This window comes from Stenotrophomonas sp. STEN240, from assembly GCF_056756175.1.
In genome coordinates this window covers 22,445-42,093 of sequence record NZ_JBRRBO010000009.1, presented here as the reverse complement: position 1 = coordinate 42,093, position 19,649 = coordinate 22,445, and the positions used below count along the sequence as shown (strand labels likewise).

Annotated in this window: 16 protein-coding genes and 1 tRNA gene; 5 read left to right on the top strand and 12 right to left on the bottom strand. The window is 64.5% G+C overall.

Going from position 1 to position 19,649, the window contains the following annotated elements; all coding sequences use genetic code 11:
* Positions 1–134: 134 nt before the first annotated feature.
* Positions 135–211, top strand: a tRNA-Pro gene (locus tag ACVOKO_RS06065).
* A gap of 81 nt (positions 212–292) precedes the next feature.
* On the top strand, positions 293–1,504 hold the full coding sequence (locus ACVOKO_RS06060) for a CynX/NimT family MFS transporter (RefSeq protein ID WP_346498045.1): 1,212 nt from the start codon (positions 293–295) through the stop codon (positions 1,502–1,504).
* A gap of 222 nt (positions 1,505–1,726) precedes the next feature.
* Here the strand turns inward: ACVOKO_RS06060 and ACVOKO_RS06055 are convergent, their stop codons facing one another.
* The 11 genes from ACVOKO_RS06055 to ACVOKO_RS06005 form a co-directional block, all read right to left on the bottom strand.
* The gene (locus tag ACVOKO_RS06055) at positions 1,727–2,983 is read right to left on the bottom strand and encodes a glutamate-5-semialdehyde dehydrogenase (protein WP_346498044.1); all 1,257 of its coding nucleotides are present in this window, start codon (positions 2,981–2,983) and stop codon (positions 1,727–1,729) included.
* Between the two features lie 30 nt (positions 2,984–3,013).
* Complete coding sequence (gene proB, locus ACVOKO_RS06050; protein ID WP_346498043.1) at positions 3,014–4,162, bottom strand: glutamate 5-kinase; 1,149 nt, start codon at positions 4,160–4,162, stop codon at positions 3,014–3,016.
* Positions 4,163–4,166: 4 nt separating this feature from the next.
* Positions 4,167–4,424: a YciI family protein gene (locus ACVOKO_RS06045; RefSeq protein WP_346498042.1), complete on the bottom strand. Its 258-nt coding sequence runs from the start codon at positions 4,422–4,424 to the stop codon at positions 4,167–4,169.
* A 572-nt stretch (positions 4,425–4,996) separates the two neighbouring features.
* The gene (locus tag ACVOKO_RS06040; protein WP_346498041.1) at positions 4,997–6,295 is read right to left on the bottom strand and encodes an argininosuccinate lyase; all 1,299 of its coding nucleotides are present in this window, start codon (positions 6,293–6,295) and stop codon (positions 4,997–4,999) included.
* Between the two features lie 58 nt (positions 6,296–6,353).
* On the bottom strand, positions 6,354–7,307 hold the full coding sequence (gene argC / locus ACVOKO_RS06035; protein WP_346498040.1) for an N-acetyl-gamma-glutamyl-phosphate reductase: 954 nt from the start codon (positions 7,305–7,307) through the stop codon (positions 6,354–6,356).
* Positions 7,304–7,918 carry a GNAT family N-acetyltransferase gene (locus tag ACVOKO_RS06030; protein WP_346498039.1) on the bottom strand — a complete coding sequence of 205 codons (615 nt, stop codon included), beginning with the start codon at positions 7,916–7,918 and terminating at the stop codon, positions 7,304–7,306. The genes argC and ACVOKO_RS06030 overlap by 4 nt, the downstream gene beginning before the upstream one ends.
* A complete protein-coding gene (locus ACVOKO_RS06025; protein ID WP_062166299.1) occupies positions 7,915–9,243 on the bottom strand; it encodes an acetylglutamate kinase in 1,329 nt (442 codons plus the stop codon). Before ACVOKO_RS06025 ends, ACVOKO_RS06030 begins: the two co-directional genes overlap by 4 nt.
* A gap of 72 nt (positions 9,244–9,315) precedes the next feature.
* A complete protein-coding gene (locus tag ACVOKO_RS06020) occupies positions 9,316–10,413 on the bottom strand; it encodes an acetylornithine deacetylase (protein WP_346498038.1) in 1,098 nt (365 codons plus the stop codon).
* Between the two features lie 220 nt (positions 10,414–10,633).
* Positions 10,634–11,824, bottom strand: a complete 1,191-nt coding sequence (locus ACVOKO_RS06015) for an argininosuccinate synthase (protein ID WP_346498037.1) — start codon at positions 11,822–11,824, stop codon at positions 10,634–10,636.
* A gap of 148 nt (positions 11,825–11,972) precedes the next feature.
* Complete coding sequence (locus ACVOKO_RS06010; RefSeq protein ID WP_346498036.1) at positions 11,973–12,983, bottom strand: N-acetylornithine carbamoyltransferase; 1,011 nt, start codon at positions 12,981–12,983, stop codon at positions 11,973–11,975.
* 302 nt (positions 12,984–13,285) lie between these two features.
* Positions 13,286–13,837 carry a hypothetical protein gene (locus ACVOKO_RS06005; RefSeq protein WP_346498035.1) on the bottom strand — a complete coding sequence of 184 codons (552 nt, stop codon included), beginning with the start codon at positions 13,835–13,837 and terminating at the stop codon, positions 13,286–13,288.
* Between the two features lie 164 nt (positions 13,838–14,001).
* Between ACVOKO_RS06005 and cysS the strand changes: the two genes are divergently transcribed.
* The 3 genes from cysS (at position 14,002) to ACVOKO_RS05990 (ending at position 17,253) form a co-directional block, all read left to right on the top strand.
* Entirely contained in the window at positions 14,002–15,369 is a 1,368-nt protein-coding gene (gene cysS / locus ACVOKO_RS06000) for a cysteine--tRNA ligase (protein ID WP_346498034.1), read from the top strand.
* Between the two features lie 214 nt (positions 15,370–15,583).
* A complete protein-coding gene (locus tag ACVOKO_RS05995) occupies positions 15,584–16,021 on the top strand; it encodes a SufE family protein (RefSeq protein WP_346498033.1) in 438 nt (145 codons plus the stop codon).
* Entirely contained in the window at positions 16,018–17,253 is a 1,236-nt protein-coding gene (locus tag ACVOKO_RS05990; protein ID WP_346498032.1) for an MFS transporter, read from the top strand. Before ACVOKO_RS05995 ends, ACVOKO_RS05990 begins: the two co-directional genes overlap by 4 nt.
* Before the next feature lie 60 nt (positions 17,254–17,313).
* Here the strand turns inward: ACVOKO_RS05990 and ACVOKO_RS05985 are convergent, their stop codons facing one another.
* Positions 17,314–19,635 (bottom strand): beta-glucosidase, encoded by a 2,322-nt coding sequence (locus ACVOKO_RS05985; protein ID WP_346498031.1) that lies wholly within the window; start codon positions 19,633–19,635, stop codon positions 17,314–17,316.
* Between the last annotated feature and the right edge of the window lie 14 nt (positions 19,636–19,649).

The window sequence follows — 19,649 nt, the reverse complement described above, 5'->3', positions numbered from 1 at the left end:
GGCAACGTTGTCCAGGCTTTTTATTCGCCGGTACACAGTTATCGGCAGCCAACGCACCACGCCTTGCAGGCAGCGCTGGCTGAACAAAAGAACTTGCAGGGCACGAGGTTCACCGCTATCATAGGCGGCTCCTTCGGGGTGTAGCTCAGTCTGGTAGAGCGCTACGTTCGGGACGTAGAGGTCGCAGGTTCGAATCCTGTCTCCCCGACCAATTTGACAAAAGCCGGCCTCTGGTCGGCTTTTGTTTTTGGTGGGTTTCAAAACGACGCCACCCACCGCGTCGGAGTAAGCCATGTCCACGCCCGCCCAGTCCCTCATCCGGCACCCCCTGCTCAAGGGCCGTCTGCTGGCGTTTGTCGCCATCGTGCTGGTCTCGGCCAACCTGCGCAGCGCAGTTACCTCGCTGACGCCGCTATTGGACCGGCTGGGCCACGTCTTTGATTTCGGCAGCACCATGACCGGCGTGCTCGGCATGATGCCAACTGCCGCCTTCGCCGTATTCGGCCTGGCCACGCCACGCATCACCCGCGCCATCGGCCTGGAACGCACCGCCGTGCTGACCATGGTGCTGGCCACCATCGGCCTGCTGCTGCGCGCCTTCTCCGGCAACGTCGGCATGTTGCTGCTGGGTTCGGCCATCGCGCTGGCCGGCATGGGCATGGGCAACGTGGTCGTGCCGCCACTGGTGAAGCGCTACTTCGCCGACCGCGTGGGCACGCTGAGCACGGTCTATATCTCGGTACTGCAGGCCGGCACGATGGTGCCCGCGCTGCTTGCCGTGCCCGTCGCCGATCAGTTCGATTGGCGCGTTTCGCTGGGCATGTGGTCCTTGCTGTCGGTGGCGGCCCTGCTGCCGTGGATCCTGCTGGCACGCAGCGCCCCACGCGTGGAAACAACCCCCACCAACACCGAGCATGCTGCCGGCCGCGTGTGGAAGACACAGTTGGGCTGGGGCATGGCGCTGATGTTCGGCATGACCTCACTGGGCACCTATTCGTTGTTCACCTGGCTGCCAAAGGTGATGGTGGAAGCCGGCGCCAGCGAATCCTTCGGTGGCGTGATGGTCGCGGTCTACTCGGCCATTGGTCTGCTGCCTTCGCTGCTGGTGCCCGCCTTGGCGGTGCGCATGCGCAATCCGTTCCCGATTGCGATGATGGTGTTCGTGCTCAACATGATCGCCTTCGCGGGCCTGCTGTGGGCACCGATGAGTGCGCCGTTGCTATGGGCGGTAATCGCCGGCCTCGGCCCATCCACCTTCCCGCTGGGCCTGACCCTGATCAACCTGCGCACGCGCAGCCAGGCCGGCTCGGCGGCCCTGTCCGGCTTCATGCAGGGCGTTGGCTACAGCTTGGCGTGTCTGGGCCCGCTGTTGTTTGGCTGGCTGCATGGTGTGAGCAATGGCTGGACCTGGTCGTTCGCTTTCCTTGCCTGCTGCTCGGGCGTATTGCTGACCGGCGCGTGGTTTGCCTGCAAACCGCAGCAATTGGAAGATCACTGGAAGTGAGCCGCAGTTGATACAGAAAAGCCGCCGATGTGCATCGGCGGCTTTTTCATGTTCGAGCAAGCAACGTAGCGCGGGTAAGCGCAGCGCACGTGGGGCTTGCCGGTTGCTGTGGGAGCGGCCTAAGCCGCGAAGCCAACGATGCTGGAAGTCTTGGAGCTTTGTACACGCTGAAGCTGTGGGTGCTTCGCGACCCAGCCAGGCCGCAATGGTTGGCTGCCATGCTTACTTCAGCGGATGCCTGACCTGGCCCTCGCCGCGCACCACGAAGCGTTCGACCGTGAGTGCCTCCAGGCCCATCGGCCCATAGGAATGCAGGCGCGTGGTGGAGATGCCGATCTCCGCACCCAGACCCAGCTCGCCACCATCGGAGAAGCGCGACGAAGCATTGACCATCACCACCGCCGAGCGCAGTGCGCGCACGAACGCCTCGCCATGCGCCGGATTGCCGGTGGCGATGACTTCGGTGTGATCGGAGGTATAGGTCTGGATATGGGCGATGGCCGCAGCCATGTCCGGCACGACGCGGATCGCCAGGATCAGATCCAGGTACTCCGCAGCGTAATCGTCTTCGGTCGCGACGTTGATGCCCGGCAGCAATGCCTGGCTGGCCGCATCGCCGCGCAGTTCAACACCGCGCTCGCGCAGTGCCGCCGCAGCCAACGGCAGAAAGCGCGGCGCGATGTCTGCATGTACCAGCAGCGTTTCCAGCGAGTTGCAGGCCGCCGGTCGCGTGGTCTTGCCATCAATGAGCAGGTCCACCGCCAATTGCAGGTCGGCGCTGTCATCCACATATAGATGGCAGACGCCCTTGTAGTGCTTGATCACCGGCACGCGTGCGTGTTCGGCGACAAAACGGATCAGGCCCTCGCCACCGCGCGGAATGGCCAGATCGATGATGTCGTGGAGCTGCAGCAGCTCCAGCATGGTCTCGCGGCGCAGATCTTCCACCAGCGTCAACGCGGCATCGGCGACACCGGCATCGCGCAGGGCACGCTTGAGACTGGCGGCAATCGCCGTATTGGAGTGGATCGCCTCGGAGCCACCACGCAGGATCACACCGTTGCCGGCCTTGATGCACAGCGCTGCGGCGTCTGCGGTCACGTTCGGCCGTGCTTCGTAGATCATCGCAATCACGCCCAGCGGCACCCTCACCTTCTGCACGCGGATGCCATTGGGGCGCGCGTAGTCGCGGGTGACTTCGCCGACCGGATCCGGCAAGGCGGCAACCTCGCGCAAAGCGTCGGCGACGCCGCGCAGGCGCTCCGGATTCAAGGCCAGGCGGTCCAGCATCGCGCTGCCTACGCCCTTGTCACGCGCCGCCTGCAGGTCCTGTGCATTGGCCGCAAGGATGCCGTCGGCATCGGCCTGCAACGCCTCGGCCATCGACCGCAGCAGCGCGCTGCGCGCCTCGGTGGACAGCTGTGCGAGCTGTTGCGCGGCGTCGCGGCATTGCAATGCCAGTTGGCGGATATCACTCATGTCCTGCCCTGCTATTGATCAAGAAGTGGCTTACAGCAACACCAGGTCATCGCGATGGACCACGTTGTCGCCGTAGTTGTAGCCGAGGATGGATTCGATTTCGCGGGTGTGGTGCTGGCTGATGCGACGGATGTCCGTAGCGGAGTACTGGCTGACGCCACGCGCGATGCGCTGCTGACCCTGCGGATCGAATAGACGTACTTCCACCATGTCGCCGCGACGGAACTCGCCTTCCGCACCCACCACGCCACCGGGCAGCAGCGATGCACCCTTGTCGCGCAGCGCCCGCGCCGCGCCAGCGTCGATCAGGATGGCACCGGGTTCCAGCGGCGCGTGCTTCAACCAGTACTTGCGCGCAGCAATGCGTGACTGCCCAGCATGCAGCCGCGTGCCGTGCAGACGACCTTGCGCCAGGCCGCGCACCACGTCGCTGTCGCGGCCATTGAACAGAAAGGTGTCGATGCCGGCGGCACCGGCCTTGGCCGCCGCCTGCAGCTTGGTATGCATGCCACCGGTGCCGACCGCACTGCCACTGCCGCCGGCCATGGCCATGATTTCCGGCGTCAGCGCGGTGACTTCGTTGATCGGCTGTGCATCGGGATTGCTGCGTGGGTCGGCGCTATACAGGCCATCGATATCGGTGGCGATGAACAGCGCATCGGCATCCACCAATGCGGCGACGATGGCGGCGAGATTGTCGTTGTCGCCGAGCTTGAGTTCGTCCACCGAGACGGTGTCGTTCTCGTTGATGACCGGCAACGCGCCCAAGGCCAGCAGCTCGTTGAGCGTGGCGCGCGCATTGAGGTAGCGGCGGCGGTTGCGCAGGTCGTCATGGGTCAACAGCACCTGGGCAACCGGGCGCTCGAAAAAACGCTGCCACAACGCGATCAACTGCGCCTGACCAAGCGCGGCCAAGGCCTGGCGCGCAGCCATCGCCGCACCGGCCTCAGCCGCCTTGGGCACGATGGCGCGCCCGGCGGCGACCGCGCCGGAGGAAACGATCACCACTTCGCGCCCCGCCAGCACATTGGCCGAGACAAACTGCGCCAGCCCTAATGCGAAACGCGGGGTCAAGCCGCCGCCATCGGCAGCGAGCAGGCTGCTGCCCACCTTGAGCACGGCACGGCGCCACTGCGGCAGCGCTTGTTCGGTGAACGGCGAAAGCGAGGTCTGGATCATGGGATCAGCGTGTATTCCACTCATGAACGGCCAGTTCGGAACTGCCGTGGATGGCCAGCGGATCGGTAGCGACGATGGCCTTGGCCTGTTCCAGCGTGTCGACGTTCTTCAACACGTAGGCGCCGCCGCTGCCGTCGCCGAAGCCACCGGTCAGGTGCAGGCGGTCATCGGCGCGGAGCGCATCGAGAAAGGCTATGTGTGGGCCAATTACCGCATCGTCGAAGGATGGCTTGCGCATGGCCATTACGAGATAGAGCTTCATTGCATTCTCCTTTGCTGCATATGACACCACGTGGGAGCGAGGATGGCGCGTTTGCTTTCGCTTGGAACTTGCTTGGTGGGGTTTTGGCTTGGGGCTTGGGGCTTGGGCTTGGGCTTGGGCTTGGGCTTGGGCTTTGGCTTGGGCTTGGGCTTGGGCTTTGGCTTTGGCTTTGGCTGTGGCTTTGGCTGTGGCTTTGGCTTTGGCTTTGGCTTTGGCTGTGGCTTTGGCTGTGGCTGTGGCTTTGGCTTTGGCTGTGGCTGTGGCTGTGGCTGTGGCTTTGGCTTTGGCTTTGGCTTTGGCTTTGGCTTTGGCTGTGGCTGTGGCTTTGGCTTTGGCTTTGGCTGTGGCTGTCCCTTCTCCCGCCTGCGGGAGAAGGTGCCCGAAGGGCGGATGAGGGGAGCCTTTGACGTTGCTTGCTGGAAGCTTCCCCTCAACCTCGTCCAGGCGGTTCAGCAAGGGCAGGCTGAAGCCAGAGCCAAGCCCTACCCTCTTCCGCCCTACGGGGCACCTTCTCCCGGTGGGAGAAGGAAGTGCAAAAAAACGGGCGCCTTGCAGCGCCCGTGTTCAATCCATCAGCCCTGCAGCGCGCTCCAGCGTGCTGCCAACTCTTCCAGGCGAAGGTCCGCTGCCGCACCAGGAGATACCCGCGCCGCCAAACTGCCTTCAGGCGTGCGTCCCTGCCCTGCTGTATCCGACGCCGCCGCTGCAGCCTTGTACGCGTCACGGAACGGAACGCCCGCAACCGCCGCTTCCACAGCCACATCCGTTGCATACATGCCCGAATCAATCGCCGCGCGGATATTGTCGTCGCGCCAATCCAGGTTCGACAACAAGGCCGGCAACAACTCCAGTGCCGCCAGACCACGGCCAAAACCGTGCACGATCGCGCCCTTGGAATTCTGCAGATCGCGCTGGTAGCCCGAAGGCAGCGACAGCAGCTGCTCGATCTCGGTACGCGCCGCGGCGATGCTGGCATGGGTGGCGCGCATCAACTCGATCACGTCCGGGTTGCGCTTGTTCGGCATGATCGAACTGCCGGTGGTGTACTGCGCCGGCAAGGCCACGAAGGCAAACTCGCCGGTGGTGAACAAGGACAGATCCCAGGCGATACGACGCAGGTCCAGCGTTGCGCCACCCAGCGCTTCCAAGGCCGCCAACTCGAACTTGCCGCGCGAGAGCTGGGCGTAGATCGGGCTGATCTGCATGCGCGCGAAACCCAGCGCTGCGGTGGTGTGCTCGCGGTCCAACGGCAGGTTGACGCCGTAACCGGCCGCCGTGCCCAGCGGATTGGTATCGATCAGCGCACGCGTATCGCGCGCACGGATGGCGTTGTCGATGAAGGCCTCGGCCCAGCCCGCCCACCACATGCCCGCCGACGACACCACGGCGCGCTGGATATGCGTGTATCCCGGCAGTGGCTGCAGCTTCTCGGCCGCTGCACGGTCCAGGGCCACCTTGGCCACTTCGGTGCTGATCTGCGCAACGCGCTCCAGCTTGTCCTTCAGCCACAGGCGGGTGGCCACCAGGATCTGGTCGTTGCGGCTGCGGCCGGTGTGGATCTTGCGGCCGGCATCGCCCAGACGCTCGGTCAGGCGCGCTTCGATCGCCGAGTGGCAATCCTCATACTGCTCGTCCAGCACGAAAGCACCGCTGCGGAAATCATCGGCAAGCACGGCCAGCTCGCGCTTGAGCGCGGCCAGCTCATCGCTGCTGAGGATGCCGATGTGCTGCAGGCCTTCGGCATGCGCGGCGCTGGCCTGGATGTCGTGCAGGAAGAACTCGCGGTCAAGGATGACGTCATCGCCAGCCAGGAAGGTCTGGATCTTCGCGTCAACCGCGACGCCGGGTTTCTGCCATAGCAGGTTGGTCATGATGTTCTCTCGGAGTGACGCCGGGCGCGGCGTCAACCGCCTGCGCCCGGGCGATGAATCAATGCGGGATGGCGGTCAGCTCGTCCAGCCCCAACGCACGGTTGAGGTTCTGCAGGGCCTGCGTGGCCGCACCCTTGAGCAGGTTGTCGATGGTTGCCACCAGCACCACGCGCTTGTTGCCCGGGGCCATGGTGAAGCCGCCGATCTGCACGCCGTGGGTGCCGGCAATGCGGCTGACCCACGGCGCCTCGTCAACCACTTCGATCAAGGGCTCGTTGGCATAACGCTGCTGGTAGGTCGCGACGATCTCTTCGCGACTGCGCGGCTGCTGCAGCCACAGATTGACGGTCATGGTGATGCCGCGGAAATGCGGTGCCACATGCGGCATGAATTCCACCGGCACGCCAAGCTGGGTCGAAACCTCGCGCTCGTGCACATGGTTGGTCAGGGCGTACGGCATCAGATTGTCGCGCAGCAGCTCGGGGTTGTTCTTGTCCGATGGCGTGGTGCCGGCGCCGGACCAACCGGAGACACCGAAGCACGCCGGCGGGCCGGCCAACTGACTCAGCAACGGTGCGATTGCCAGCTGCATCGCAGTGGCATAGCAGCCCGGGTTGCTGATCCGCGTCTGCCCTGCGTAACGCGCGCGGGTCAGTTCCGGCAGGCCGTAGTACCAGCTGTTGTCGAAACGGTAGTCGGCCGACAGATCGACGATCACCGTATCGGGTTTGTGTGCATCCAATGCTGCAACAAAGGGTTCGCCCTTGCCATTGGGCAACGCCAGCACCACCGCATCCACGCCCTTGCCGGCAACCGCGTCCGGGCCGAGGCTTTCGTAACGCAGCTCGCCGGCATACGCATCGTTGTGGTCTGCCACACGCTGCCCGTCCAGCTCACGCGAGGACACGAACGCAAGTTCGATACGCGGGTGCGCGGCCAACAAGCGGATCAGCTCGGCGCCGGTGTAACCGCGCGCGCCAACAATGCCTACCGAGAATTTTTTGTCAGTCATTTATGCGAATCCAGAAGGAACTGCAGGTGGGCTTTCACCGCCGGCCATTCCGTGTCGATGATGGAGAACACCACGGTGTCGCGGCGCGATCCGTCGGCGTGACGCTTGTGGCTGCGCAGTACGCCGTCCTGCTTCGCGCCAAGGCGGGCAATGGCGGTGCGCGAAGCGTGGTTGAACCAGCTGGTCTCGAAACCGACGCTGATGCAGCCAAGGGTTTCGAAAGCATGGTGCAGCAACAGGCGCTTGGCCTCGGTGTTCAGCCCGCTGCGCTGCACGCGCGGGCTGTACCAGGTGTAGCCGATGTTCAGGCGCGGCACGTCGGCTTCAAGCGCGTAGTAACGCGTACTGCCGACCACTTCGCCATTGGCGTCCCTGACCACGAAGGCCAACACGCGGCCCTGCGCCTGGGCCTCCAATGCAGCCACCACGTAGTGGCCGGCGTGCTCGGGCGTTGGCACGTTGGTGTACCAGCAACGCGACAGCTCACCGTCGCCCAAGGCGCGCTGCAATGCCGGTACGTGGGCAAGTTGCAATGGCTCCAGGGTGACGTGCCGGCCTTTCAGGATCGGCACCTGCCCCCAATGTCCGGCGCTGGCCAGGTCGGTACTCACCCCTGCAGGCTCGGCTTGCGCTCGCCGCAATGCGCGACGTAGCCCTTGATGCTGTCGAAATCGTTGGCACCGAACCAGAACACCTTCCAGTGGTCGAGCTTGTAGCAGCCGTCCGACTCGGAATAATAGAAATGATTGACCGGGTTGCCATTGCGCGAACGCCAGAACAGCTGCGGGGTTTCTTCCAGCATCACGTTCCACACCGCGCGGCCCAGGCCTTCACCCTGCGCGTCATCAAGCACGGCGAACTTGTCCAGGTACACGCCTTCCGCCTCATCGGTAAGCACCACCGCAGTGCGATAGTTCTCACTGACGTAGGCGCGCAGCAGCTTGGTCTTCTCGAAATAATCCGGCACAAGGGTGCGGCCGAAGCTCGACTCGATCAGTGTTTTCAGGCGTGCGGTATCGAGCTGATCCCAGGACGTGGCCTTCAACACCTTCTCGCCACGGCGCACCAACGTGCCCGAACCCTTGTGCGTGAACAGCTCCTTGGCCAGGTCGGCCGGACGCGTGATCGACACCGAAGATTCCTCCGGCAGGCGATCCAGCAGGTCCTTGATCTGCTCGATCTTGACCCGCATGCCGCCGTGGATCCACGGCTGCTGCATCAGCTGGTCGTATTCGGTGGACAGATTGATCGAGTCGATCAGCTTGCCCTCCTCGTCCAGCAGACCGCCGGTGCCGGTCAGGAAGATGATCTTGTACGGCTGCAGTTCCTGCACCAGTTCATTGGCGGCGAAATCAGCGTTGACGTTGAGGATCTGCCCGCTCGGGGTTTCGCCCAGGCTGGTGATCACCGGAATCGAGCCTGCGCGCAGGCTGGCTTCGATCGGCGCCAGATTGACCTTCTTCACCTCACCAACCAGGCCGTAGGTATCCAGATCCAGGTACTCGGCCTCGAACACGCCGCCGGTGATCGAGGTCGCGCGCGCACCGTTCTGCTGCAGGGCTTCAACCAGTTTCAGGTTGGACTGCTGGAACACCTTGCGCACGATCGCCAAGGCTTCCGGCGAAGTAACGCGCAGGCCGTCGATGGTCTGCTTCTCGATGCCGGCAGCGGACAGCTCGGCATCCAGCTGCGGGCCGGCGCCGTGCAGCACGATCGGGGTGAGGCCAACTTCCTGCAGGAAGGACAGCGACGACGTCAGCGCTTCCAGATCGTCGCGCAACACCGCGCCACCGACCTTGACCACGGCAAAACGCTTGGCATCAAGCTGCGAAAAGCGCTTGAGGTACTGGCTGATTTCCTTCGCACTGGCCATGCTCGAAAGCAGGCGGACAATGGTCTGGCGGGTCTGGCGGTGCGGCTGCATGGCTGGGGACATTGCTTGTATCTACGTAGCGACCCTGCGGGTCACGAAAAGAAGCCGGCGGCGGGCCGCCGGGCCACGCGCGGCTCAGGCGCCGCGCTGCAAAATCTGGAGCACCGACTCGGCGTAACGCTGCAACTGCTCCAGCGTCACGAACTCATCGGCGGTGTGGGCCTGGGCGATATCACCGGGGCCGTACACCATGGTTGTGTAACCACCGGCCGAGAACAGCGAGGCCTCGGTCCAGAAGTCCACCGCGTTGCCGATCGGCAGGCCCAGTTCATCGGCGATGTCGCGCGCGGCCAGACGGCGTTCTTCGGCGCGGGCGATATCACCGGACGGCAGGCTGGGGCCACGGAAGGTTTCTTCAAAGTGCGCCGCCTGCGGCTCGGCGAAGCTGGCGAAGGTGCCCAGCAGCGCGTCGATATCCATCGACGGCAGCGGCCGGAAACCAAACCGCAGCTCGGCTTCAGGCGCGATCATATTGGCCTTGATGCCGCCTTCGACGCGGCCGATGTTGAAGCGCAGCCCGGTCAGGCCACCAAAGCGCGCATGCGCCAGCGACTCGACATGATCCAGCGCCTTGCCGCCCCAACGCATGGCCTGGTGCAGCGCACTGGCCGAAGGGTCCTGCTTGCCCGAAGCATGGCCGGCGCGGCCCTGGAACTTCATCAGCACCGAGCTGATGCCACGGTGCGCGAGCACTGCTTCGCTCATGGTCGGCTCGGCGACGATCACCGCTTCGTACGCGATGCCACGCGCCAGGAAGGCAGCGATGCAGCGCGGGTCGTTGGCTTCTTCGTCACTGGAGAACAGGAACGCGGCATCGCCATCGGTCAGATTGGCGGCAGCCACCAGCGCAGCGGCAGCGCCCTTGATGTCGCAGACACCGAGGCCGACAACGCGGTCGTCCAGGCGCCGCATCACGTGCGGATCGGCCGACCAGTGCGGGGAATCCGGCACGGTGTCCAGATGCACGTTGAATAGATATTTGGGATTGCCGCGCACCGCGTAAAAGCTGACCGCACCGGCGCCGTGGTCGATCACTTCGACATTGAAGCCCGGCAGGTTGTCGCGCAGGTAATCAAAGATGCCACCGGTGGTGATGGCACGCGGCGGATTGCGGGTGTCGTAGGACACCAGCTTTTCCAGGTGATCGAGGGTGGATTGGAGCAGGTTGGTCATGGTGGGCAGCAGGTAATCACAGCAATGATCGAAAGGCTTCCCTTCTCCCGCATGCGGGGGAAGGTGCCCGAAGGGCGGATGGGGGGAGCTTTTGCTTTTTGCTTTTTTTGCTCCTGAATGCAAAAGCAAAGAAGCAAAACAAACGAAGGCAGAAGCTCCCCTCACCCCAACCCCTCTCCCGCACGCGGGAGAGGGGCTTTAAGCATCACGCATCAAGCAATCAGCGGTTTACCTGCGCGTACAGCGTGGAGCTCATGCCGAACAGCTTGATGAAGCCTTCGGCTTCTTCCACGCCCCAGTCCGCCGACTGTGCATAGGTTGCGCCCTTGGCGTTGAGGATGTGCTCCGAACGCACGGCCACTGCATCAACGCGGCCGCCGCGGGTTTCCAGCACCACTTCGCCGGTCACCTTGGCCTGCGAGGCCTTCAGGAAGGCTTCGATGTCGGCCTTGAGCGGGTCGTGGTAGAAGCCTTCGTACACCAGCTCCACCCACTTGCGCGCCACTTCCGGCTTGAAGCGGTTCTGCTGCTTGGTCAGCACGGTGTCTTCCAGCGCGCGGTGCGCGGCCAGCAGCGAGACCAGGCCCGGGGCTTCGAACACGATGCGGCCCTTCAGGCCGATCACGGTGTCGCCGGTGTAAACACCACGGCCAACGCCGTACTGGGCGAACAGCTTGTTGAGCTTGGCCAGGATCTGCTCACCCGGCAGCGCCTTGCCGTCAATGGCAACGGCTTCGCCTTCGACAAACTTCAAGGTGACGGTCAGCGGCTCGATCGGCCAGGCGCTGCGCGGTGCGCACCAGCCACGTGCGCCTTCGCCCGGAGCTTCCCACTTGTCGATCTCGCCGCCGGACATGGTCAGGCCCAGCAGGTTCTCGTTGATGGTGTAGGCCTGCTGCTTGGCACGCACGCCGAAGCCACGCGCTTCCAGGTACTTCTGCTCGTAGGCGCGGGTCTGGGTGTGCTCTTTCTGGATTTCGCGGATCGGCGCGACGATCTGGTAGTCGCCCTGGGCCTTCACTGCCAGGTCGAAACGCACCTGGTCGTTGCCCATGCCGGTGCAGCCGTGGGCGATGATGTTGGTGCCCAGCTCGGCGGCGCGCTTGAGCGCAGCGTCGACGATCAGGTAACGGTCGGACACCAGCAGCGGGTACTGGCCCTGGTAACCCTCACCGGCCCATACGAACGGCTTGACGAAGCCGGACCAGATGGCCGGGCCACCATCGACGGTGACGTGGCTGGTGACACCCAGCTCGGCGGCACGCTTCTCGATGAAATCACGCTCTTCGGCATCCACGCCGCCGGTGTCGGCAAACACGGTGTGCACGTTGTAGCCGCGCTCCTGCAGGTAAGGCACGCAGAAGCTGGTGTCGAGGCCGCCGGAGAAGGCGAGGACGATGTCTTTGCTCATGGGGAAGGAATCTCTGCTTTTGATCTTTGAGCCCCTCCCCCATCGGGAGAGGGGTTGGGGAGGGGGTTGGCGAATAGGAGGATGCATCTGGAGCAAGGAGCACTACCCTCACCCCACCCCCTCTCCCGGCGGGAGAGGGACTAAAGCATTACTTGCCGATCACTGCGGCCATGATCGCCTTCTGCACATGCAGACGATTCTCGGCTTCGTTGATGGCAATGCATTGCGGCGAATCCATCACGCCATCGGTGGCCTTGACGTTGCGGCGCAGCGGCAGGCAGTGGCTGAACACGCCGTTGTTGGTCAGCGCCATCTTGGCTTCGTCGACGATGAAGTGCTGGTACTGGTCGCGGATCGGCTTTTCCGGCTCCCAGTTGCCGAAGAACGGCAGCGCGCCCCAGCTCTTGGCGTAGACCACATCGGCGCCGGTATAGGCGCTGCGGATGTCGTGGCTGACCTGCAGCGAACCGCCGCTCTCGGCCACGTTCTGCTCGGCCCAGCCCATGTAGCGCTCGTCCAGGATGTAATCCGGGGTCGGGCACAGCAGGGTCACGTCCATGCCCATGCGGGTGGCGATGGTCAGCGCCGAGTTGGCCACGGCGGTGTTCAGCGGCTTGGGGTGGTAGGTCCAGGTCAGCACATATTTCTTGCCGCGCAGGTCACTGGTGCCGAAATGTTCCTGCAGCGCCATGATGTGCGCCAGCTCCTGGCACGGATGGGTGATGGTCTCCATGTTGATGACCGGCACCGGCGAATACTTGGCAAAGCTCTTGAGCACCTGGTCTTCGCGGTCCTTGCTCCAGTCCACGAATTTCGGGAACGCACGCACGCCGATCAGGTCGACGTACCGGCCCAGCACCTTGGCCACTTCGGCGATGTGCTCTTCGGTATCACCGTCCATCACGGTGCCGAGGTTGAACTCGATCGGCCACGCATCCTTGCCCGGCTGCAGCACCACGGCATGCCCGCCCAGCTGGAACGCGCCCAGCTCGAAGCTGGTGCGGGTACGCATGGACGGGTTGAAGAACACCAGGGCGATCGACTTGCCCTTCAGGTCATCACCCAGCTTGTTCTGCTTGAACAACGCTGCCTGGGTGAGCAGCGCGTCGAGCTCGGCGCGGCTCCAGTCCTGGGTGTTCAAAAAGTGCTTCAGAGACATCGATCCTTCCTTTATTGCGGAAAACCACCGTCGCCGGTGGGCGGATGCGCTAATGCGCGACTCATTGCGTTTGAAACTTTTAGCGAACCAGAAACGAAAAAACCCAGCCTGGGCTGGGTTTTCCGAACAGACAGCACGAAGCTCCGGTCACCCAGCGATTATGTGGGATTCCGGTCGGCGGGCACGCGACGTCATGCCGGAGGCCATCCGGGCGGTGCTGCTTTCGTGCTGGAAGCTGGTGGCTTTCATCGTCAGCCATACTCGCACGCAGGTCAGGCCTGTGCAAGTGTCGCGGCGCAACATCACGGGCCGCTGGTGGCGGCAGGCGGTGTCTGGCCGATATCCGGGGTAATCGACACCCGCAGCTTGAGCCGGTTGCCGGGGTCTTCGGGCAGCCGCGAGCGGAACTTGATGCCCTTGTAGACGTAGTCCACGTCGTAGGCGATGGGCCGGCGGAACTCGCGCCCCACTTCCACGATCTTGCATTCCGGGGTCAGCAGCGCGGCTGAGCCGCCACCGCCCTGCGGTGCAACCGCCATTTCTTCTTCCTGGCCTTCCTGGTGGCTGAAAATGCCGCGCACCGAGTCCCAGAAGCGGCGGAACCCGCCCTTGTCTTCTTCACCCTTGACCTGCACCGGCGCCAGCGTGCGGGTGGACACCGGCTCGCAGTGTTCCTCGGTGCGGCTTGCGCGCAGGGTCTGGAACACCGGCTCGACGTTGAGCACCTGCGCGTAGTCGTAGCGCACGTTTTCCATGATCACCACGCGATTGCGCTGCTCCGGTTCCTGCGCAAGCGCGGGCACAGCGGCGCCAGCCAACAGGCAGATCATCGACAGCAATGGAGCAGGTTTCATCAAAAGTTTGGCTAAGGCTGGTCGCGGGCAGTGGGTACTAGTGTAGGCAGCACAGCTGCCCCGGGCCTGAACATTACCCATCCGTACGCGTATTGCCCAGCCCGGGGATGCCCCGCCCGGCCCGGGCCGCTAGAATTGTCAGGTTCGCTTACCCCCGGATTGCCATGACCCTGCGCCTGCACAACAACCTGACGCGGCAGCTGGAGCCGTTTGCTCCGCTCGACCCCGCCGCCCCCACCCTGTATGTGTGCGGCCCCACGGTCTACAACTATGTACATATCGGCAATGCGCGCGGCCCGGTGGTGTTCGGGGTGCTGGCCGACATGCTGCGCCGGCGCTACGGCAATCTGCGCTACGCCCGCAACATCACCGACGTTGACGACAAGATCAATGCCGCGGCCAAGGATCAGGGCGTGCCGATCTCGGCCATAACCGACCGTTTTGCCGCCGCCTACCGCGAGGACATGACCGCACTGGGCGTGGTGCCGCCGGATATCGAACCCGAAGCCACCGCGCATATCCCGCAGATCATCGCCATGATCGAGCAGCTGATCGCCAACGGCCATGCCTATGCCGCCGAGGGTCACGTGCTGTTCTCGGTCAGCAGCTTCGCCGATTACGGCAAGCTTTCGCGCCGCGATCCGGAAGAAATGCTGGCCGGTGCGCGCGTCGAGGTTGCCCCCTACAAGCGTGAAGCCGGCGATTTCGTACTGTGGAAGCCTTCCAGCGACGACCTGCCGGGCTGGGAATCGCCCTGGGGCCGTGGCCGCCCGGGCTGGCATATCGAGTGCTCGGCGATGGCCGCCGCGCACCTGGGCCCGACCATCGACATCCACGCCGGCGGCGTCGACCTGCAGTTCCCGCACCACGAGAACGAGATCGCCCAGAGTGTCTGCGCCCATGGCGGGCAGACCTTCGCCCGCTTCTGGCTGCACAACGGCATGCTCAACTTTGGCGGCGCCAAGATGAGCAAGTCGGTCGGCAATATCGAGCGCGTGCACGACCTGGTGCGCAAGCATCCGCCGGAAGCGCTGCGCTATGCATTGCTGTCGGCCCACTACCGGCAGCCGCTGGACTGGTCCGATACGCTGATCGAACAGTCGGTGCGTACCCTGGACCGCCTGTACGGCACATTGCGCGACCTGGTCGAAGTGAATGCCGAAGCTGCGATTCCGGCTGGTGTCGAGGCGGCGCTGGAAGACGACCTCAACACGCCGCTGGCCTTGGCTGAAGTGGCGCGCATCGCCAGCGAGGCGCGCAAGGCCGAGTCCATCGAGGACAAGGCACGCCTGAAGCGCGAGCTGCTGGGTGCCGGCCTGGCCCTGGGCCTGCTGCAGCAGGCACCGGCCGAATGGTTCGGTCGCGGCGCCGAGGCCGGCGACGACGCCCGCATCCAGGCGCTGATCGACGAACGCATCGCCGCCAAGCAGGCCCGCGACTTCGCCCGCGCCGATGCCATCCGCGACCAGCTGGCTGCGGAGAACATCGTGCTGGAAGACACCCCGCAGGGTGTGCGCTGGAAGCGGGGCTGAGGCCTCCTTTCGCCGCCTCGCCTCACCCTCTCCCCAACCCCTCTCCCGGGGGGAGAGGGGCTAAAGCGGAAGCTGCAATTGCACACATGGCGCCGGCTCGCGGCGCACTGAGCCCCTCTCCCACCGGGAGAGGGGTTGGGGTGAGGGAGACCTCCCAGCACCCCACTCCAAGGCCCATCGCCAGCAAGGCGACCGGCCAAGCACAGGACCCACAATGATCAACTCCCCCTTCCCGCTCGAACCCACCCCCGCCGAAGCCCAGGCCGCCATTGCCGAGGAGTTCTCCTTCTTCGGTGACTGGTCCGAGCGTTACCAGTACCTGATCGACCTCGGTCGCAAGCTGCCCGCGCTTCCAGAAGAATGGAAGACTGAGGAAAACCGCCTGCTCGGCTGCCAGTCCATGGTCTGGATCGTGCCCGAAGGTGACGCCGACAAGCTTGTGTTCCATGCCATCAGCGATTCGGCCATTGTCTCGGGCCTGATCTACCTGGCCCTGCGCGTGTACTCCGGCCGCTCGGCCGCCGAGATCCTGGCCACCGATCCGGATTACGTGTCCGCCATCGGCCTTGCCAAGCATCTGTCGCCGACCCGCAGCAACGGCCTGGCCGCCATGCTGGCCTTCATTCGCGATACCGCCCAAGCCAGGCAGTGAGCAACACCGGCTCCATCGCCGAACTGCTGCGCCAGCCCGGCTTCACCCGGCTGCTGCTGTACCGCATTGCCGGCATGCTGTCCTACCAGATCGTCGCGGTCACAGTCGGCTGGCATATCTATGAAGTCACCCGCAATCCGTTTTCGCTGGGCCTGATCGGCCTGGCCGAAGTGCTGCCCTACTTCTGCGTGGCGCCGTTTGCCGGCTATCTGGTCGACCACCTGCCGCGCCGCAAGCTGGGCATGACCGCCTGCCTGGGGCTGATCGCCACCGCCCTTATGCTGGTTGCCGTAGCTACCGGCTGGCTGCCGGTCAAAGGCGTCTGGCCGATCTATCTGGCGGTAGCGCTGACCGGCATGGTGCGGGCCTTCCTGTCACCGGTCTACAACGCACTGTTCGCGCGTGTATTGGCACGCGAGCAGTTCGCGCGCGGGGCCGGCTTTGGCACCGTCGTTTTCCAGACCGGCATGGTGCTTGGCCCGGCCGTCGGTGGCGTGCTGGTCGCGGTGGGCGGCAAAGGCCTGTCCTACGCCGTGGCGGCGTTCATGGCGGTACTGGCGCTGGCGGCACTGGCCTCGTTGAAGGTCAGCGAACCGGCGCCATCACAGAGCCGCGCGCCTATCTTCGCCAGCATCGCCGAAGGTGCCCGTTTCGTGCTGTCCAACCAGATCATGCTCGGCGCGATGGCGCTGGACATGTTTTCGGTACTGCTTGGCGGGGTGGTGGCGATGCTGCCGGCCTTCATCCAGGAAATCCTGCACTACGGCCCGGAAGGACTGGGCATCCTGCGCGCGGCACCTGCGCTGGGCTCGATCTGCGTGGGCCTGTGGCTGGCCCGACATCCGCTGCGCCGCAATGCTGGCCGGGTATTGCTGTTTGCGGTGGCCGGCTTCGGCCTGTGCGTGATCGCCTTTGGCCTGTCGCAGAGTTTCTGGCTGTCGGCGGCCATCCTGCTGTTCTACGGCGCCTGCGATGGCGTGTCGGTAGTGGTGCGCTCAACCATCATGCAGTTGGTGACGCCCGACGACATGCGCGGCCGCGTCTCCTCGATCAACGGCATCTTCATCAGCTCATCCAACGAACTGGGCGCGTTCTACGGTGGCAGCATGGCGCGACTGCTGGGTCTGGTGCCTGCGGTGGTGATCGGCGGCTGCGCGGTATTGGGCGTTGCCGCCATCACCGCTTGGAAAGCACCGCAGCTGCGCAAGCTGGACAACCTGCAGGATCTGTAATCATCACCGGGGCCGGCACTGAAACCGGCCCCGGCAATCACCTTCAGCCAACCGGACGCCTCACGGCGTGTAGTTGCTGGCTTCGGCCTTGTCGAAGCTCTGCTGCGCACGGATATCGCGCGACGAAGCCCCTACCCGCAGGCTGTAACGCCCCTTGTCCGCCACCCAGCGGCCCAGCTCTGGATTGAACGAGGCCAGGTCCTTGCCCTCTATCTGGAACTGCAGCACCTGCGACTGCCCGGGCTGCAACAACGTGGTTTTTGCGAAGGCCCGCAACTCCTGCGCCGGCTTCTGCAGCAATGATGCCGGTGCCGAGACATAGACCTGCGCGACCTCGCGCCCGGCCACCCTGCCGGTATTGGTGACCTTCACGCTGGCGCGTACCGGCCCCTGCGCACCCGCCTCCACCTTCAGGTCGCTATAGCCGAAGTCGGTGTAGGACAGGCCAAACCCGAACGGATAGGCCACGTCCACCTTGCGTGTATCGAAATGGCGGTAGCCCACCCAGATGCTGTCGCGGTATTCCACCTCGGCCTCGCGCGCGATCTCGCCAAAGAGGGATTTTGCGTTGGGGTCCGGGCCTAGCAGCACCTTGCCGGGGAAGCCCTCGGCGGCAGGGTAATCGGCCAGGTTGATGGCGAAGGTATCGGTCAGCTTGCCGGACGGGTTCACCGCGCCGGACAACACATCGGCTACCGCGTTGCCGGCTTCCTGGCCGGGCTGCCAGGCCAGCAGGATCGCATCGGCAAGATCCCTCCAGCTTGCCGTTTCCATCACTCCGCCGATATTGAGCACCACCACGACCTTCTTGCCCTGCGCATGAAACGCCGTGGAAGTAGCCTGCAGCAACGCGCGCTCGGCGTCGCTGAGCTGGAAATCGTTCTCCAGCTTGCGGTCTACAAACTCGCCTGAGCCGCGGCCGATGGTGACCACGGCGACATCCCGCTGTCGCGCCAGTTGCGCAAGTTCGTTCGCATCCACGGCCCGTTCCGGGACCCGCGCCTTGGGCAGGTACCACAATGTGGTCGGCAGCTTCGGCGTCTGCTCGGCAATGTAGCTGGCGTAGCGTTCGCCCAAGCCTGCGGCATTGCTGAAGCCTGCATTCTGCAGACCCTGCGCCAACGGGATTGCATAGGCCTTGTTGACGTCGCCACTGCCGGTGCCGCCGGTGATCACCTCGTAACTGCCATGGCCGAGTATCGCCAGCCGCGAAGCCGCCGCCAGTGGCAGGGTCGCAGCATCGTTCTTGAGCAGCACCATGCCCTGGGTTGCGGCACGCCGCGAGATCGTCGCATTGCCACGCAGGTCCGGTGCGTCCGAATGTGGCGCCTGTTTGAATGCGTGGCTGCGCAGCACCAGCTCCAGCACCCGCGTCACGTTGCGGTCGAGCACGCGCTCATCCAGCGTGCCATCGGCCAGCGCCGCACTCAGCACCTTGCGCTGGCTGCCGGTGCCGGGCATCAACAGCTCGTTGCCGGCACGCATCTGTGCAACTGCATCCTTGCCGCCGAACCAGTCGGTCATCACCAGGCCCTGGTAGCCCCATTGCGTGCGCAGCACGTCGCTCAGCAGCCACGTACTTTCCGAGGTGTAGCTACCGTTGAGCTTGTTGTAGCTGGACATCACCGTCCACGGCTGCCCTTTGTGCATCGCGATCGCAAAGCCCTTGAGGTAGATCTCGCGCAATGCCCGCTCATCCACCCGCGCATTGATGGTGTTGCGGTTCCACTCGTGGTTGTTCACCGCAAAGTGTTTCACCGAGGCGCCGACACCGCGGTCCTGCAGGCCCTGCACCAGCGCCGCTGCAGTCTCGCCGGTCACCACCGGGTCTTCCGAGTAGTACTCGAAATTGCGCCCACCCAACGGATAGCGATGGATGTTCATCGCCGGGGTGAGCATCACATCGATGGCGTAGGCAGCGGCCTCGTCGGCGATGGCCGACCCCACCTCGCGTACCAGGGCCGTGTCCCAGCTGCTGGCCAACGCACTGCCGATCGGGAAGGCCGTGGCATGGAAGGTTTTGCCCGGCGCATTCTTGCGGGTCGGGTTGATACGCACACCGGCCGGGCCATCAGACAGCACCAGCGAGGGAATGCCAAGCCGCGGCACCGCTACCGTGGCGCCGGCGGCACCGGGCACGTGGTCCTCGATGGCGCCCACCACCGGCGCCTGCATGTCATCCGGCAAACCGGGGAAAACCATGCCCTGGCCGGTGACCAGAGCGATCTTCTCTTCCACGGTCAGTGCCGCTACCAGCTGCTGCAGCGGGGCTTGGCCCAGCTTGGGCAGTTCCTTTGCCTGTGCCGTGGCTGTCAGGGCCAGCGCCAGCATGATGCCGGCCACCATCGGCGCCAGGTGTTGCGTTCTGTGCAGTGTTGCCATGCGGATCTCCTTAT

Excerpts from the sequence above, each read along its gene's own strand:
- ACVOKO_RS06060 (WP_346498045.1), top strand. The coding sequence starts at position 293 with ATGTCCACGCCCGCCCAGTCCCTCATCCGGCACCCCCTGCTCAAGGGC.
- ACVOKO_RS06055 (WP_346498044.1), bottom strand. The coding sequence starts at position 2,983 with ATGAGTGATATCCGCCAACTGGCATTGCAATGCCGCGACGCCGCGCAA.
- proB (WP_346498043.1), bottom strand. The coding sequence starts at position 4,162 with ATGATCCAGACCTCGCTTTCGCCGTTCACCGAACAAGCGCTGCCGCAG.
- ACVOKO_RS06045 (WP_346498042.1), bottom strand. The coding sequence starts at position 4,424 with ATGAAGCTCTATCTCGTAATGGCCATGCGCAAGCCATCCTTCGACGAT.
- ACVOKO_RS06040 (WP_346498041.1), bottom strand. The coding sequence starts at position 6,295 with ATGACCAACCTGCTATGGCAGAAACCCGGCGTCGCGGTTGACGCGAAG.
- argC (WP_346498040.1), bottom strand. The coding sequence starts at position 7,307 with ATGACTGACAAAAAATTCTCGGTAGGCATTGTTGGCGCGCGCGGTTAC.
- ACVOKO_RS06025 (WP_062166299.1), bottom strand. The coding sequence starts at position 9,243 with ATGTCCCCAGCCATGCAGCCGCACCGCCAGACCCGCCAGACCATTGTC.
- ACVOKO_RS06020 (WP_346498038.1), bottom strand. The coding sequence starts at position 10,413 with ATGACCAACCTGCTCCAATCCACCCTCGATCACCTGGAAAAGCTGGTG.
- ACVOKO_RS06015 (WP_346498037.1), bottom strand. The coding sequence starts at position 11,824 with ATGAGCAAAGACATCGTCCTCGCCTTCTCCGGCGGCCTCGACACCAGC.
- ACVOKO_RS06010 (WP_346498036.1), bottom strand. The coding sequence starts at position 12,983 with ATGTCTCTGAAGCACTTTTTGAACACCCAGGACTGGAGCCGCGCCGAG.
- ACVOKO_RS06005 (WP_346498035.1), bottom strand. The coding sequence starts at position 13,837 with ATGAAACCTGCTCCATTGCTGTCGATGATCTGCCTGTTGGCTGGCGCC.
- cysS (WP_346498034.1), top strand. The coding sequence starts at position 14,002 with ATGACCCTGCGCCTGCACAACAACCTGACGCGGCAGCTGGAGCCGTTT.
- ACVOKO_RS05995 (WP_346498033.1), top strand. The coding sequence starts at position 15,584 with ATGATCAACTCCCCCTTCCCGCTCGAACCCACCCCCGCCGAAGCCCAG.
- ACVOKO_RS05985 (WP_346498031.1), bottom strand. The coding sequence starts at position 19,635 with ATGGCAACACTGCACAGAACGCAACACCTGGCGCCGATGGTGGCCGGC.